Annotated in this window: 17 protein-coding genes; 9 read left to right on the top strand and 8 right to left on the bottom strand. The window is 50.9% G+C overall.

Annotated elements, in window-relative coordinates:
* Window positions 1-150: 150 nt before the first annotated feature.
* Window positions 151-1,407 carry an MFS transporter gene (locus tag ABEA66_RS18895; RefSeq protein WP_345589789.1) on the bottom strand — a complete coding sequence of 419 codons (1,257 nt, stop codon included), beginning with the start codon at window positions 1,405-1,407 and terminating at the stop codon, window positions 151-153.
* Window positions 1,408-1,704: 297 nt separating this feature from the next.
* Between ABEA66_RS18895 and ABEA66_RS18890 the strand changes: the two genes are divergently transcribed.
* Window positions 1,705-2,193, top strand: a complete 489-nt coding sequence (locus tag ABEA66_RS18890; protein ID WP_345589787.1) for a CcdC family protein — start codon at window positions 1,705-1,707, stop codon at window positions 2,191-2,193.
* Between the two features lie 213 nt (window positions 2,194-2,406).
* A complete protein-coding gene (locus tag ABEA66_RS18885; RefSeq protein ID WP_192704086.1) occupies window positions 2,407-2,868 on the top strand; it encodes a zinc ribbon domain-containing protein in 462 nt (153 codons plus the stop codon).
* A gap of 44 nt (window positions 2,869-2,912) precedes the next feature.
* Here the strand turns inward: ABEA66_RS18885 and ABEA66_RS18880 are convergent, their stop codons facing one another.
* The 5 genes from ABEA66_RS18880 to ABEA66_RS18860 form a co-directional block, all read right to left on the bottom strand.
* A complete protein-coding gene (locus ABEA66_RS18880; RefSeq protein ID WP_345589784.1) occupies window positions 2,913-3,368 on the bottom strand; it encodes a c-type cytochrome in 456 nt (151 codons plus the stop codon).
* Entirely contained in the window at window positions 3,365-3,568 is a 204-nt protein-coding gene (locus ABEA66_RS18875) for a twin-arginine translocase TatA/TatE family subunit (RefSeq protein ID WP_079909850.1), read from the bottom strand. The genes ABEA66_RS18880 and ABEA66_RS18875 overlap by 4 nt, the downstream gene beginning before the upstream one ends.
* Window positions 3,569-3,678: 110 nt before the next feature.
* Window positions 3,679-4,410 carry a twin-arginine translocase subunit TatC gene (gene tatC / locus ABEA66_RS18870; RefSeq protein ID WP_345589782.1) on the bottom strand — a complete coding sequence of 244 codons (732 nt, stop codon included), beginning with the start codon at window positions 4,408-4,410 and terminating at the stop codon, window positions 3,679-3,681.
* A gap of 13 nt (window positions 4,411-4,423) precedes the next feature.
* A complete protein-coding gene (locus tag ABEA66_RS18865; RefSeq protein ID WP_192704088.1) occupies window positions 4,424-6,145 on the bottom strand; it encodes a GMC family oxidoreductase in 1,722 nt (573 codons plus the stop codon).
* Window positions 6,146-6,162: 17 nt separating this feature from the next.
* Complete coding sequence (locus tag ABEA66_RS18860; RefSeq protein WP_192704089.1) at window positions 6,163-6,939, bottom strand: gluconate 2-dehydrogenase subunit 3 family protein; 777 nt, start codon at window positions 6,937-6,939, stop codon at window positions 6,163-6,165.
* A gap of 337 nt (window positions 6,940-7,276) precedes the next feature.
* Between ABEA66_RS18860 and ABEA66_RS18855 the strand changes: the two genes are divergently transcribed.
* From ABEA66_RS18855 to ABEA66_RS18830, 6 genes are all read left to right on the top strand, one after another.
* Window positions 7,277-8,338 carry an ABC transporter ATP-binding protein gene (locus ABEA66_RS18855; RefSeq protein WP_345589778.1) on the top strand — a complete coding sequence of 354 codons (1,062 nt, stop codon included), beginning with the start codon at window positions 7,277-7,279 and terminating at the stop codon, window positions 8,336-8,338.
* Complete coding sequence (locus ABEA66_RS18850; RefSeq protein ID WP_345589777.1) at window positions 8,289-9,152, top strand: ABC transporter permease; 864 nt, start codon at window positions 8,289-8,291, stop codon at window positions 9,150-9,152. Before ABEA66_RS18855 ends, ABEA66_RS18850 begins: the two co-directional genes overlap by 50 nt.
* Before the next feature lie 16 nt (window positions 9,153-9,168).
* Window positions 9,169-9,966 (top strand): ABC transporter permease, encoded by a 798-nt coding sequence (locus ABEA66_RS18845; RefSeq protein WP_192704092.1) that lies wholly within the window; start codon window positions 9,169-9,171, stop codon window positions 9,964-9,966.
* A 58-nt stretch (window positions 9,967-10,024) separates the two neighbouring features.
* Window positions 10,025-10,849, top strand: a complete 825-nt coding sequence (locus ABEA66_RS18840; protein WP_345589776.1) for a VanW family protein — start codon at window positions 10,025-10,027, stop codon at window positions 10,847-10,849.
* Window positions 10,850-10,977: 128 nt separating this feature from the next.
* Window positions 10,978-11,436 carry a chemotaxis protein CheX gene (locus ABEA66_RS18835; protein WP_192704093.1) on the top strand — a complete coding sequence of 153 codons (459 nt, stop codon included), beginning with the start codon at window positions 10,978-10,980 and terminating at the stop codon, window positions 11,434-11,436.
* 143 nt (window positions 11,437-11,579) lie between these two features.
* On the top strand, window positions 11,580-12,353 hold the full coding sequence (locus ABEA66_RS18830; protein WP_345589771.1) for an SDR family NAD(P)-dependent oxidoreductase: 774 nt from the start codon (window positions 11,580-11,582) through the stop codon (window positions 12,351-12,353).
* A 75-nt stretch (window positions 12,354-12,428) separates the two neighbouring features.
* Here the strand turns inward: ABEA66_RS18830 and ABEA66_RS18825 are convergent, their stop codons facing one another.
* Window positions 12,429-12,947 (bottom strand): pentapeptide repeat-containing protein, encoded by a 519-nt coding sequence (locus ABEA66_RS18825; protein WP_345589769.1) that lies wholly within the window; start codon window positions 12,945-12,947, stop codon window positions 12,429-12,431.
* A 191-nt stretch (window positions 12,948-13,138) separates the two neighbouring features.
* Window positions 13,139-13,402, bottom strand: coding sequence for a DUF2573 family protein (locus tag ABEA66_RS18820; RefSeq protein ID WP_079909860.1), 264 nt, complete (start codon window positions 13,400-13,402; stop codon window positions 13,139-13,141).
* Window positions 13,403-13,678: 276 nt separating this feature from the next.
* Between ABEA66_RS18820 and ABEA66_RS18815 the strand changes: the two genes are divergently transcribed.
* Entirely contained in the window at window positions 13,679-14,518 is an 840-nt protein-coding gene (locus tag ABEA66_RS18815) for an alpha/beta hydrolase family protein (protein WP_377741361.1), read from the top strand.
* Window positions 14,519-14,535: the final 17 nt, after the last annotated feature.

Here is a 14,535-nt window from a genome sequence, read left to right as displayed (position 1 = left end):
GAGTTTACGTCCGCCTTTGAAACCCATGAAAATACCGCTAATTATAATCACATTTCATGGGTTTCAACAGCGGCTGGAGGGGCATATCCCATCGCAATATAATGGCCATTTTCAGTTTTCTCGAGTTTCTCAACAAACAAAAAGGCTGCCTCATAGGCCGCCTTTTTTTCTCATCCTCACCACATAAACGGTGTAAATAATCAAATATAGCACGAACATGAAACTGGATACGCGGTACATCATGGCATAATTCGTTGCAGCAGCGATAGGTCCCAGAAGGAGAGCGCCGAGACCGATACCGAGGTCAAAGGCAGAGAAGAAGGTCGCGTTGGCTGCGCCGCGCCGTTCCGGAGCAGCACGCTGGACGATCCATGCCTGAAGCGAAGGCTGGATAGCGCCAAATCCGGTGCCGTAGAAGGCGGCCGCCGCTATCAGACTGTCGGTTCCTGTCGTAAAGGACAGCAGAATCAGGCCGGCCAGGCTGAACAGCGCTCCAGGGAGCAGAACCCAGACATGCCCTCGGGTGTCGAAGATTTTGCCGGAAATAGGCCGCACGACAAACAGCATAATGGCATTGACCGAGAAAAACCATCCGACATTGGCGATACCCTGCTCTTTCCCGAACAAGGTGATGAAGCTGACGATCCCCCCGTACGTTAAGGCAAGGAGCAAAACAAGCAGGGAAGGGAACAAGGCTTGCTTATCAACAAGCCGGGACCATAAGCTTCCTCGGGAAGCCTGGTTTCCTTTCTTAACGGGAGGTTCCGTGCCGGCTGCCGCGGAGTAAGATTTCCCGCCTACCAGCATGGAGACCAGAATGGATAGCAGGGTGAGGCCGAACGAAACGGTGAATAATACGCCAAAGCTGAAAGTATTGATGATGGCGATACCGCTCATGGGTCCCAGTGCCATCGCCAATGTAGAGGCCAAACCGAAATAGCCCATACCTTCGCCCCTGCGGGACGCCGGAATAATGTTCGAAGCCATCGTTCCATAGGTGGTAGTCGAGATGCCCCAACCGATCCCGTGCACGACCCTCAGTAAATAGATCACACCTACGCTGGCGGCGGCTATGTAGCTTCCAATGGCAATCAAAATGATGACAGAACCTATCACGAGAATGGATCTGCCCGAAAACATATCGAGGGCCGCTCCAGAGAAGGGCCTAATGATTAAGGCGGATACGGTTAGTATAAAAATAACCATTCCGACGGCCGAATTGTCTCCTCCAAGCTGGGTTACGTAAGCCGGAATGGTAGGCAGCAGCATTTGAAACCCGAAAAAAAGCAGCAGGTTGGCCAGGGCTAGTAAAATAAAGGTCCGGGTCCACAAAGGCTCTTTACCTTGCTTTTGCTGATCGAACGGCTGCTCTGCAGTCTCGACCCGATCCGCCACGGTCTGACTCATAAACCATTCCTCCTTTACAAAAATTTTATACATTTTAAATAAAAATGTTTACTAAATAAATTATACACGTCTCCGGACAAAAGTAAATACATCTTTTTCCCCCGGATGCAAAGGACTGGGGCTTCTGCACTTGATCCCAATTTCACTCCTGTCTTTAACAAGAGCAGTACTACTATCCAAACAAAAGATCGGCTCCGATACTTACAATGCTTTACTATTTTCGCTATAATAAATAAGAAAGCTATTGCTTTGCTTAAAATAATAAAAGGATACACATTTCATAGGATGGTGGAAGCCATGCATTTCGTAAATCCGCAAATTACCGTTACGATAGGTGCAGCTATGGCAGCCTGTATGGCCATGCTGTTCAGGATGCGCGCATCCAATAAAGCAGTCAATCCTAAGAAACTGCTCATCCCGCCGATCGCTATGAGTACGGGGTTTCTTATGTTTGCAGCGCCAATGACCCGAATTCCGTTGTCCTGGGCTATGGGTGCTTTCTTGGTCGGAGCTCTTATATTCTCTTATCCGCTGATCCGGTCCTCCCAAATGGAGGTGCGAGACGGTGAGGTTTATTTGAAACGCTCCAAGGTATTTATTTTTATTCTCGCAGGGCTGCTCGTTATTCGTATTCTGCTGCGGCAGATTATTGAGCAGTATGTGACGCTGCCCCAAACGGGGGCCATTTTCTTTTTGCTGGCTTTTGGTATGCTGCTGCCTTGGAGATTGGCAATGTACTTCCAATTCCGCAAGCTTCAGCCTGCCAAGCAGCAATGGGATGGCTAAAAATGCTAACCAAAGCTTCTTATGCCCGGTTGCGGCAGGGAAGCTTTTGTTATTATTAGCCAATTTTGCGCCTCCCGGCAAAGTACCAGATTCAGCTTTGAAGTCTAGCCCCACGTTACGGGGTTATTTTGCATTTTGCGGAAACAAGGAATGAGGACGTCAGCACCCTTCATACTTATAAGTAACAAGTATGTGACCGAGGAGGCTTGTCCGATGTCTTTTTTTGATAAGATGAAGCAGGGAGCATCCGATGCCGCTAAAAAAGCTCAGCAAACTATGGAAACGACGCGGCTTAAGACACAAATGGCATCCAAGGAGAGGGAAATTGAAAAAGCGTATCTTTTGATCGGGGAATGCGTATATCAGGCGCATGCGTCCGGCAATTGGAAAGCATCCGAGCGGGACGTTCTGGCCTACTGCGATCATATCGGCCTGCTTCGCCAAGGGATTCAGGCATTAGAGCAGAGGATTAAGGCGGCCAAAAATGAGAAAGAATGCCGATGCGGCAAAATCGTCGCCATGGACGTCAGATTTTGTCCGGTCTGCGGCTTTCAGTTCGAGGACTTCCCAAGAGCAGAGGAAACAGATGAGGCTATTCAAGTGATGTGCCGCTCCTGCCGCAACTACAATGAAGTCGGGGCTAAATTCTGCGCTCACTGCGGAATCGTCCTGTGAACAGGAAAAGAAGAGAAGACGGCGCTTCTCTTCTTTTTGTGTTCTTATTTTTTGGCAGCAAGCCAATCGGCAAGCCCTTGAATCTCTTCGTTTTTCAGTTGGGTTTTGAAAGCAGGCATTCCGCCGCCGCCGGCACCGATCTTGGCCGCAATTTGATCCTTGGACAGCTTGCCGCCCACTTTGGTCAGGTTAGGTCCGGTTTTACCTTCCAGATTGCCTCCATGGCAGGCTACGCAGCTTTGCTTGTAGATCGCTTCGGCATTCACTTGTGTCGTAGCGCCGGTTCCGCCTGTAGTCCCGCCAGTGGGAGCTCCGCCGGTGGTACCGCCTGTTGTACCTCCCGTAGTCCCGCCTGTAGTTCCACCGGTCGTACCTCCTGTTGTTCCACCTGTGGCAGGAGAAGGAGCAGGGGAAGGACTTGCCTGGTTCTTGGTTCCGCAAGCGGACAAGCTTAAGGTAAGAGCGGCCGCCAGCACGATAATGGTCCATTTGTTTTTCATCTTAGTTCCTCCATGATTTGCTTGGTGTCGTCTTTTTTTTCGACGGTCACGTCTTCAACCATCCCTCTGGTGGAATTACGAAATTCCCTCAAGGTATCGCCGAACGCTCTCCCCAATTGGGGGAGCTTGGCGGGACCGAATACGATCAGGGCGATGATCAATATGATGATCAACCCTGAGACCCCGATGTTGTTGAACATTTGGTTCCCTCCTTAGAGTTTTGCCGAAGGCAAAACTGACTTCGAAAGCGTTACTGAGTTTTGCCGAAGGCAAAACTGACTTCGAAAGATGCTGCTCATTCCGCTTCGCCTCAACTGTTGCTCGGCATCGTCGAAATTTTGCGGTAGTAGGTTCCCGATAAGATTACGCTCAGCTCAAACAGCAGAAGCAGCGGAATCGTAACGGACAAATGGGAGACGAAATCCGGCGGAGATATGCAGGATCCGGTAATGGCAAGACCGAGATACGCGTATTTCCGCGTTTTTTTGAGCCTGTCCGGCGTCAGAACTCCGATGCGGGTCAGGAACAGCACGATGACAGGCATTTCGAACGCGATCGAGAGCGGGAAGATCACATTGAACATAAAGGAGAAATACCGGTCTATCCCGTATGTTTCCACCGCTCCGATGCTTTGATTCATGCTTTTCATAAAACGCACCATCATCGGAAAAACAACGGAATAGCTGAATGCGACTCCGCACAGGAACAGGAAGAACGCGGCAGGGATGTAAGCAAACGTCTCCTTGGCCTCCCTATCGGTCAAACCAGGTCTCACAAACGCCCATATGTGGTAAAGCAGAATCGGCAGAGTCAGAAATATCGCAAAGACAAACGCGCATTTCATATAAATGAACAGCCCGTCCGTAAAGGAGAAGACGTTCCATTCAATATGAGCCGCTGCCGGCTGGGACCGGATATATTGCAATATGCCCGGTGACAAATAGAATCCTCCGCCTAGAGCAAGCACGAACCATGCTATGACGATAATCAACCGTTTTCGGACTTCGGCCAGGTGCGCGATAAGCTCTTCATTGGCTTCCAAATGATTCACCCCGCTATGCTAAAGGGCCAGGTGTCTTCAAGTATTTCAGAATTCCCTCAGAAGCCCGGTATGCAAGGGCTCCAACAACGGCAGTCGGATTATAGCCGCTGTTATGCGGGAACGCAGAGGCACCGACGACGAACAGGTTCTGTACATCCCACATTTGCAGATAGTTGTTCACGGCCGAGGTTGTAGGATCAGCTCCCATGATGACCCCGCCGGTGTTATGGGTCGATTGGTAAGGAACGATATTGTAGTTTTTTAGCTCTGAATTGGTTTGGACCGTAGTCGCCTTCATTTCCTTCATAATCGCGTCCGTCTTACTGGCAATGAACTTGACCATCTCGCGGTCCTGATCTTCAAAATCGTATGTAACCCGGATTAACGGCTGCCCGTACACATCCTTGTAAGTTGGATCCAGATCCAGATAATGATGTCTCCATGGCATATTGGAGCCTTGGCCAGCCACGGTGAGGACCCGGTTCGCATATTTGATGGAGGCTTGTTTGAACTCCTTGCCCCATGCAGGGGTTCCCTTCGGCGTTGAGTTATTGGCGATCGGACGAAGGCCCGCTTGCGCTATCCGGATCCCTGCTCCATGGATGAAATTCAAGTTGGAGTGGTCGAAGTTATCTCCGTTGAAATCGTCTACTTCTGAACCCAAGGCTCCGGCTCCTGCATAAAGATTAAACTCCTGGTCATCATAAAAGCCGACCGAGTTGGCGCCGTTAACCTGATACGCATAGTTTTTGCCGATAACGCCAGTACCGGTTTTTGGATCGTATGGTTTGCCCAGCTTGGAATTAAGCAGCAAACGAACGTTATTGAAAACAAAGCTGGTCAAAATAACGACATCGGCCGGCTGTTCAAATTCTTCACCGGTTATCGTATTCACGTAGACGACACCGGTCGCTCTCTTCCCGTCATTCAAGATCCGAGTAACATTAGACTCGGTTCTTAGCTCGAAGTTCCCCGTCTTTTGCGCTACAGGGATCACCGTGACAACCGGATCCGCTTTGGCCCCGTATTCGCAGCCAAACCGTTCGCAGAAACCGCAGTATTGGCAAGCGGCGCGCGCAATTCCGTCGGGATTGGTGTATTGGGTGGACAGGTTGCCGGAAGGGTAGATGTAAGGATGCATACCCAGCTTTTTGGAGGCATCCTCGAACATTTGCATAATCGCAGTCTTCTTCATCGGAGGGGTAGGAAACGGATTCGAACGTTTACCGACCATCGGGTTTTGCTCGGCCTCTCCGGAGATGCCCGCCATTTTTTCAAATTTGTCGAAATAGGGCTCCAGCTCATCGTAGGTGATACCCCAGTCCTGAATCGTCATTCCGTCGGGGATTTTTTTGGCCCCATAGCGTTCAATCGTTTTGGACTTAATCTCGAAATCATAGGGCAGGAAGCGAAAATATTGGCCGTTCCAGTGTACCCCGGCTCCGCCGAGCCCTTCGCCAAGAATGAAGGAACCATAGGAGCGCATCGGAAGCGCAGTTCCTTTCTCCGTGTTGCGGAAGGTGACGGTTTCTCTGGACAGGTCCTGAGCCAAGCCATACTGCTGGGCATAACGAAGCTCATCGTGAACCATGTAGTAGTCCTCGGTCTTTCTTGCCCTGCCGCGCTCGAGCCCGACCACCTTCACTCCCGCTTTTGCCAGTTCACAGGAAATCACGCCGCCCGTCCAGCCCATACCAACGACAACAGCCGATACCTTGGGTAATGTTGTAGCCATGCAGTTCTAACTCCCTTCTAGTGGCTCAAATGGTCACGCAAGCTTTGCGGGTCCATTTTGACAAATTCTTTTTTATCGACAACATCCACATAGCTCATTTGGTTGCCGGGGAAATTTTTCATCTTCCAGCCCAGCATATTTTTGTTGCCTCCGTACAGCGGATCGGAATAAACACCTTCCATAGTGAAATTGACCAGCAGCTTGAAGAAGACAGGGCCTGTCGAGCCGTAGAGCTTGATATCATTACCGGCCTCCAGAGCCTTCAGCACCTCGTCCTGCTCTGCTTCTCCCAAGTCCAAAAACGACTTCTGGTATTTGGTTTGACTCAAATTCTGGATAGCCTGCAGCCCCATCGTGAACAACTCGTGCCGCCTTACGTTCGGGAAGTTGCCTTGGGTCGCTTCTCCTGCCAGAAAGGGTCCCATCATATATTCTCTGGCGTTAATCCCCCATTGTCCGGCTAATTGATGGTCGATAAAATAGGCGACACCCAATTCCTTTGCTCCCGGACCAAGCTCGTCCTTCGGATAAATCCGTTCCGTTGCCGCTTCCGTCAGACGAAACTGCTCCTGATTGAAAAACATCAGCGCTTGATTGTAATCTGCGGCTGCTCCTGTACCGGGTTGAGCTGTATCGGGCTGCTTGCCCGGCTCTGTTGCTTTCGGAGCAAGATTCCGGCCAATGACTCCCCCAACGACGCCGCCTACGACAACCCCGCCGATGGCAGCACCCGAATATTTCAGAAACTTACGCCTTGAGTCACTTTGCGGTTGATTCGGTCTTTGATCCGGCAAAGTAAGCCCTCCTTCAGTCAGAAATGTTTGGATATGGGTAAATTACCTGTAATGCCGTTAGTTTTCCTGTAAATTTCCTTTTTATGCGAACGGGAAAAAGTTTTTTATGCGTCGGTAGAAAAGGATTGTCAGCCTGCAAAAGCGTATGGTAATATATAACAATTAAGTGGAAGGGCTTCTAGGGATCCGACGGTTATGGGCCGGTTCGAACCAAGCGAAGCCGAGTGCAGCTGCTTGCACTACACCGTAGGGATAAAAGACCTCGAGCAAGTTCCGCCTGTCAAGGCAGAACGGCACGGGGTCTTTTCTGCTTTAGCGGAGGAAAGGAGATGGAAGCATGAAAGTCATTCAAGCGGACGGATTATCGAAGGCATTCGCCATCAAGCAAAAGGAAGCGGGGGTTGCCGGCAGCCTGCGCTCGCTGTTCAGGCCCAGGTATACTGAGAAAGCCGCCGTGCTTGGCATCGATTTGACAGTGGAAGCGGGGGAGACGCTCGCGTTCCTTGGACCGAACGGGGCAGGCAAATCGACCACGATCAAGATGCTGACCGGCATCCTGCATCCATCGGGAGGGTCGGCCAAGGTGCTTGGTATGTGTCCATGGAAGGAAAGAAGCCGGCTGGCCTACCATATCGGCTCCGTCTTTGGGCAAAAATCACAGCTGTGGTACCATCTGCCGCCTATCGATACCTTCGAGCTGATGAGCCGGATCTATGAACTGAAGCGTGATGATTATAGGAACCGCCGGGATGATCTGGTACGCCGGTTCGAGCTTGAGCCGTATTTGCATACACCGGTTCGAAAGCTGTCGCTCGGTGAACGCATGCGCTGTGAAATCGCGGCGGCGCTGCTGCACCGGCCGGGAATTGTCTTCCTGGATGAGCCTACGATCGGGCTGGACGTTATCGTAAAGCAAAAAATCAGAGAGCTTATAGTGGAGCTGAACCGTGAGGAAGGCACGACGATTTTTCTGACCTCCCATGATGCAGGAGATATCGAGCAGCTGTGCAAAAGAGCCATCGTGATTAATCACGGCCAGGTCATACTCGATGATCATGTGGAGCGCATGAAGAAAGAGCTGTTAACGGAGAAGACGATCCAGTTGAAGCTTCAGGAGCCCGGTGAGCCTTTTCAATTTCCCGGCGTCAAGCTGATAAGTCAGGGGGCAGCAGAAATGAGGCTTTCTGTAGACACGACGACAGCGAATTTGGAGAAGGTGCTTTCCCATATCGTCACCCACTACCGTGTAGTCGATGTAACGATTGAGGATCCGCCTATGGAACAAATCATTTCCCATATTTATGCGCGTGAAGCGAAATATGGATCGCGAGACGACGGAGGTGAGCCGCATGAAGCAAGAGGGGTTGAACCTGAGTACAGCGGTCAGCGGCAAGGCTAAGCAGCCGCAATTCTCCGCGCTTGGCAAGCTGATCAAATATGGTGCGATAGGCAGGGTCACGCTGCGGAATCATTTTGCCTATGTGTATGACTTTCTTATTCGTTCCGTCTTTCTCATCATTATCATGTATATATTCGTTCAGCTGTGGAGGGTGACGTATCAGGGGGAAGGCGGCGGTCTGATTGAGGGCTACAGCTACGAACAAATCATTTGGTATATCTTGTTCGCCGAGGCCTTGACAACGGCGTTTCCCAGCTTGTCTACCCGCGTGGAGGAGGAGGTTAAGAACGGGGATGTCGGCTACAAGCTGATCCGTCCGCTAAGCTATATCGGGTATCATTACGTCGGGTATATAAGTGAAGTGGCGATCCGGCTATTGGTAAATCTGTGCGTCGGAGGGTTGCTCGGCATTGCCCTGTTCGGATGGCCTGACTTCGGCTGGGGATGGGCAGGGTTTATCCTGATGTCCGCAGGGGCGGTCACCGTAAATTTCCTGCTGAACATGGCGCTTGCCCTTTGCGCGTTCTGGGTTGAGGAGACAAGAGGACTGGAATTTGTCTACCACAAGCTGTTGTTTACCATTGGCGGCATGCTGATGCCGCTGGAGCTGTTCCCGCGGGCGCTTCAAGAAGTATGCCGCTGGCTTCCGTTCCAGACGGTGCTGTATGTTCCGGCAAGAACCGCGGTGCGTTGGTCTGACTTTGCTATCATGCCGATGCTGCTGACACAGGGAATATGGATTATTGTGCTAGGAGCAGGTGTGGCTTTGATGTATCGCCTGGGTGTCCGCAAGGTCAATGTGAACGGAGGATAGAGAGGAGGAGTGAAGCATGTTTCGAAAAGCACAAGGAATCGGACTCTTTGTGTGGAGCTGCTGGAAGCTGAACCTTGCCGGGGCGATGGAGTTCCGTCTCAGCTTTCTCATGACGGCTGGCATGATGATGGTGAATAATGCGGTATGGATATTGTTCTGGGGATTGTATTTTCAAAAATTTCAGGTCGTAAACGGTTGGACGCTTCAGGACGTGATGATGATGTGGGCGGTGAGCTCGGGGGGCTTCGGGCTCTCAGCCGTCTTCTTCGGCAATGCGTACCGGATTGCTTCCCTGGTTGCCGCAGGTCAGCTGGACATCTATTTGTCGCAGCCGAAGCCGGTATTGCTGCATGTACTGGTCAGCCGGATGTCGATTTCGGCCATAGGTGATATTCTGTTTGCCCTGCTGATTTATTTCTTCTTCGGGGACTTGACCTGGGCAGGAATGGGCAAGTTCGCTTTGGCATTGCTTATAGCAATGGTCATCTTCATGTTTTTTGTAGTGATCTTTCAGTCTCTTGCTTTTTTTATCGGGAATGCCGAGGGGATTGGACAGCAGGTGTTTAACGGCATGCTGGCCTTTTCGACTTATCCTACGGGAATTTTCAAAGGAGCAGGCAAGCTGATTCTTTTTACCATAGTTCCGGCCGGGTTCATCAGCTATATGCCGATTGGGCTGCTTCGTTCGGTGGAGCCGTTATTCCTGTTTCAGGCGCTTGGGGTCGCGCTGCTGCTTGCCGCGGGGGGGACGGCTTTCTTTTATTACGGATTAAAGAGGTACAGCTCCGGTAATATGATGGGCTTAAGAATGTAGAATGGTGAAAGTAATTTTGGGCCGAATGTCGTTTAGAAGGTCAGGAGGGGATTGAACTGTGACTATACCGGGAGCCATTCCCAAGCCCTTGGATCGGCCGCGTTGGCGAACCTGGCTAGGAATCCTGTATTATCGGGTACGGCGTCGCTTCAAGTGGATAACGAGCTCTGCCAAATGGGCTTCAGAAATAAGCAGCGACAAGCTGCCTTATGTGATTTGCACCCATCGGACGCCTTTACTTCGCCAGCTGAAGGATGTCGACATGCAGCTTCAATATAACAAAGTAACGAATTTACGTATTGCAGCACAAAGACTGGACGGTATTCTATTGAACCCCGGAGAAACGCTGTCCTACTGGAAGGCTATCGGAAAGCCTACGAGGCGCAAGGGGTATAAAGACGGTATGATTCTTCATAAAGGAACGGTTCGCACGGGGGTAGGAGGAGGGTTGTGCCAGCTGTCCAATCTGATTTACTGGCTCGCGCTTCATACTCCGCTTCAGGTCGTCGAGCGGTACCGGCACGGCTACGACGTCTTTCCCGATGCGGGAAGAACGCAGCCCTTCGGGACAGGTGCCACCTGCTTCTATAATTACTTGGACCTGCAGTTGTATAATCCGACGGAGGCGATTTATCAGCTTCATATCCGGTTGACGGAGCACGACCTTATCGGGGAGTGGAGATCGAATCTGCCGGCCCGTTACCGCTATGAAATCGTGGAAACCAAGCATTGGTTCACGCAGGAGTTGTGGGGCGGATACGTAAGGCATAATCTTATTGCCCGGAATCAGTATACAATAGAAGGGGAATGGTTAGGCGGGGAACTAGTAGCCGAGAACCATGCCATCATGATGTATGAGCCATGTTTGCCGTCAGGAGAATGAGTCTTCTTTCCTATTTTTGTTCTTCCAAGCAAAAAACATATACTTATTTAGTGAAATTAGGTATAATGGTAGGGAGTATAGTCCTATGAAATTTACGTGATTTTGCTGAAAAGGGGACCTTTTATATCATGAAGGCAGAATATATTAATCCTTTCTTGGAATCAGCAAGGATTGTCATTGAGCAAGTCGCCAATATCCGCCCTTCCACAGGGAATCTTGGGATAAAAGACGTAAAGTTCGTAGAGAAGTACATATGGATTCAAATCGGGATGACCGGCCAGATGCAGGGGGATATCGTATTCGGGCTTCATGAAGAGGTCGCTTTGAAGATGGTCTCAGCGATGATGGGCGGTTTTCAAGTTTCGGAGATGGATGAAATGAGCAGGAGCGCCATCTCGGAGCTCGGCAATATGATCAGCGGCAATGCAAGCACCATGCTGTTCAATCAAGGGGTTAAGGTTGATATTACACCGCCGAAGCTGCTGCATTCCGCGAATTCCGCAGGCTTTTTGCCGAAGAAGGCGTTAACGATCCCTCTCATTATGGATGGAATCGGTGAGCTGGATATTCAGGTTTTGATCGTCTAATCAAAATGCTTTACAATACGAAGTGGGGAGCTCCGGCTTGGATGCGATCCACTTTTTTTAGTTCCTGTCATTATAGGGCTGTGTAAGGCAAATTGGATAGCTCGCCGTGTCTGTGGTACCGACGTGTTTGGGAGGAAAATCATATGTTTTTTGGAAAAGTTGCTGTCATTACAGGAGCTTCAAGCGGTATTGGAGCCATCATGGCACAAAAGCTTGCAGAGAAAGGGGCTACACCTGTACTCTTGGCCCGTTCCGTGGATAAGCTGGAGCAGGTGGCGGATTCCTTGAGAGTGCCGAGCGGTATCTATCAGGTCGATGTCACCTCGACAGAGCAGGTTAACGAAACGATTCAAAAGGTCATCAGCCACTATGGCAGAATCGATATATTGATTAATAACGCAGGGTACGGCGTATTTGAGAAGTTCGTGGATGCACCGATAGAGGAATTTGAAGGCATGATGGACGTGAACTATATGGGAACCGTCCGCTGCACGAAAGCCGTACTGCCGCATATGCTCAAAGCAGGCAGCGGGCATATTGTGAATATCGCTTCCATGGCAGGCAAGATCGGCTCGGCCAAGTCCTCGGGGTATTCGGCAACCAAGCATGCGGTGCTCGGCTTTACCAACTGTCTTCGTCAGGAGCTTGTCGACACCGGGGTTCACATTACCGCCATGAATCCGGGACCGATCGATACGCCGTTCTTCGATAGAGCGGATCCTACGGGCAACTACGTGAATAATGTCAAATGGTTCATGCTGAAGCCGGAGCAAGTGGCCGATAAGGTAGTCCGGGCGATCGAACGGCAAATTCCGGAGATTGACATGCCGTTTATGGCCGGAGTCGGCGTGAAGCTGTTCCAGCTGTTCCCGCGTGCATTCGATAAGATCGCATACAAGGTGCTCAACAAGAAATAGGGCCGTCAAGGCTGTTATACGGGCGGCAAACAGCAAAGGAGCCTGCGACAATGGTCACAGGCTCCTTATTACATCTTACGACGGGGATCCGTTAAGCTTATGATACGCTTCAAGCAGCTTCAGAACCGGGATGCCGTTAATCGTCATCCCCTCCATGGAGCAGTCGCTGATGCTGACTCCGTCCAAGGTACAGTCCGAAATGCTGCTTCCGTTCAGGTCGCAGTTTTCAAAGCGCAGCGGGCGCTGCTTCGCCCCCTCAACGTAGGCTGGATGGCCAGCAGGAGGCAGGCCGATGTTATGAATGTAAGCTCCGCCCAGCTGGGCGCCGTCAATCTCCAGATCGCTTAGGTTGGCATCGCTAATGCGTGTTCCGCTTAAGTTGATGTCTGTAAAACGAAGGTTTCTTAAATCACTGCAGCGGAATGAGGTCTCCGGCATGGAGACATTACGGAAGCTTACCTTCTCACCGCGGGCGTTGACGAACTCAGACCCGGAGAAGGTGGATTGGCTTAGAAGGATCTGCTGGTTCCTTGCGCCTTTGTCCTTGATCTCGAATTGCTCGCTTTCCGTGCCATTTCCATTAAATAATGACATTAGGATCACCGCTTTCCTTAGAATAGGGAGTGGAGGTTGATGTCCACCTGAACATATAGACGCCAAAATAGGCTGTTTTCTGACAGCTTATTGACTTCAATCAGTATAAAAAGAAAAAAGACAGGAACATAAGTAAGCTTCCGGTCTTGTCATGGTGTAAGAACTGTTTGGGGTAGGCTACAGGATGAGCATTATTCCTGTTCCGTCGTTTTATTCCGTTCCTTCAATTGCTGGTTTAGGTCGCGGATTTCTTCAAAAAGCGCTCTTACGGCCGCTTTGCCCTCGGGGTGGGATTGATTCCAGTGGCTTGTCAGAGCCGGCATGGATCTGTGGATATGATTATAAATGGACCAAGCTTTAATTTTTTCCACCATCTCGGGAGAGGAATCGCCTGTCACAAGCTCGGCAAATTTATCGATCAATGCGTCGAGTTCGGTTTGAAATTGGGGATTCATAGAAGCTCCACCTTTCAGAACATAATAAAATGTACTTATTGTAACCATAGTTAGTCTAGCGCACGAATGGATTTCTGTCAAAATAAGGGTCGGCTTCGATAGATGCTGACTTGAGGAGAAAGGAGAACAGCAGCTATGACAGAACGGCTGTCCATTGAAGAACTGGGGGAACGAAAAAGCCAGGACGCTTCTTTCCATACGCAAACAAGCATACTATGGACTAAGGATGCGGGACAGGAGGCAGGTACAGCGGAAGAAGCAGATTCGGATCTGCCGATGGAATGGGCGGAGGACGAGGGGGAGGCATTCCCAAACGGCACTTTGCTGGAGAGGGAGCCTCTGCGCTGCCGTTACAAGGGGCTTCTGCTTTACCGGCTTACCTATATCAGTGAAGGGCTTAGAGTAAAAGGATACCTGGCTGTCCCTGAAGCAACCTCCGCATCGGAATGCTTTCCTGGGCTTATCTACTGCCGCGGCGGCATCCGTAAGGTAGGGATGGTTCGCAAACAGCGGATACTGTCCATGGCGAAGCGGGGATATGCCGTATTTGCCCCTTTCTACAGAGGAAATGAGGGAGGCGAAGGCCGTGAGGACTTCGGAGGTGAAGACCGGTATGATGTGCTTCACGCGATTACGCTTGTGCAGTCGCTGCCGGAAGTGAAGCCGGGCAAGGTTCCATTGATCGGGTTTTCCCGCGGTGCTTTGATGGCCATGCTGGCGGCGAGGCAGTGCGATCAGGCAGGCCCCGTCGTCGTCTGGGGAGGCGTCAGCGATCTGTTGGATACCTACGAGGAAAGGGTTGATTTGCGCCGCATGCTGAAGCGGGTTGTAGGGCATCCCCGCAAGCAGATCGACTCCTACAAAGACCGTTCGCCCGTGTATTGGCTTCAGGAGCTGAACGTGCCGATCCTTATCGTGCACGGTACCGCGGATACCCAGGTCAGCGTATCGCATGCCCGCAAGCTGGCGGAAGGATTGGAGCTGGCGGGTAAAGACTACGCCATGGAGCTTTATGAAGGACTGGAGCACCGATTCCCGCGGGACGCGGACGAGAAGGCTTTGGATGCGGTATTCGAATGGATTACCGCAAAGCTGGAGAAGACAAGGGAGGCTTGATGTTCCTCTTCTCCGTT

It is taken from the genome of Paenibacillus vulneris, assembly GCF_039543185.1.
GTDB classification, from domain to species: domain Bacteria; phylum Bacillota; class Bacilli; order Paenibacillales; family NBRC-103111; genus Paenibacillus_S; species Paenibacillus_S vulneris.
The sequence above is the reverse complement of the archived record's forward strand: the minus strand, read 5'-3'. Positions and strand labels throughout refer to the sequence as shown.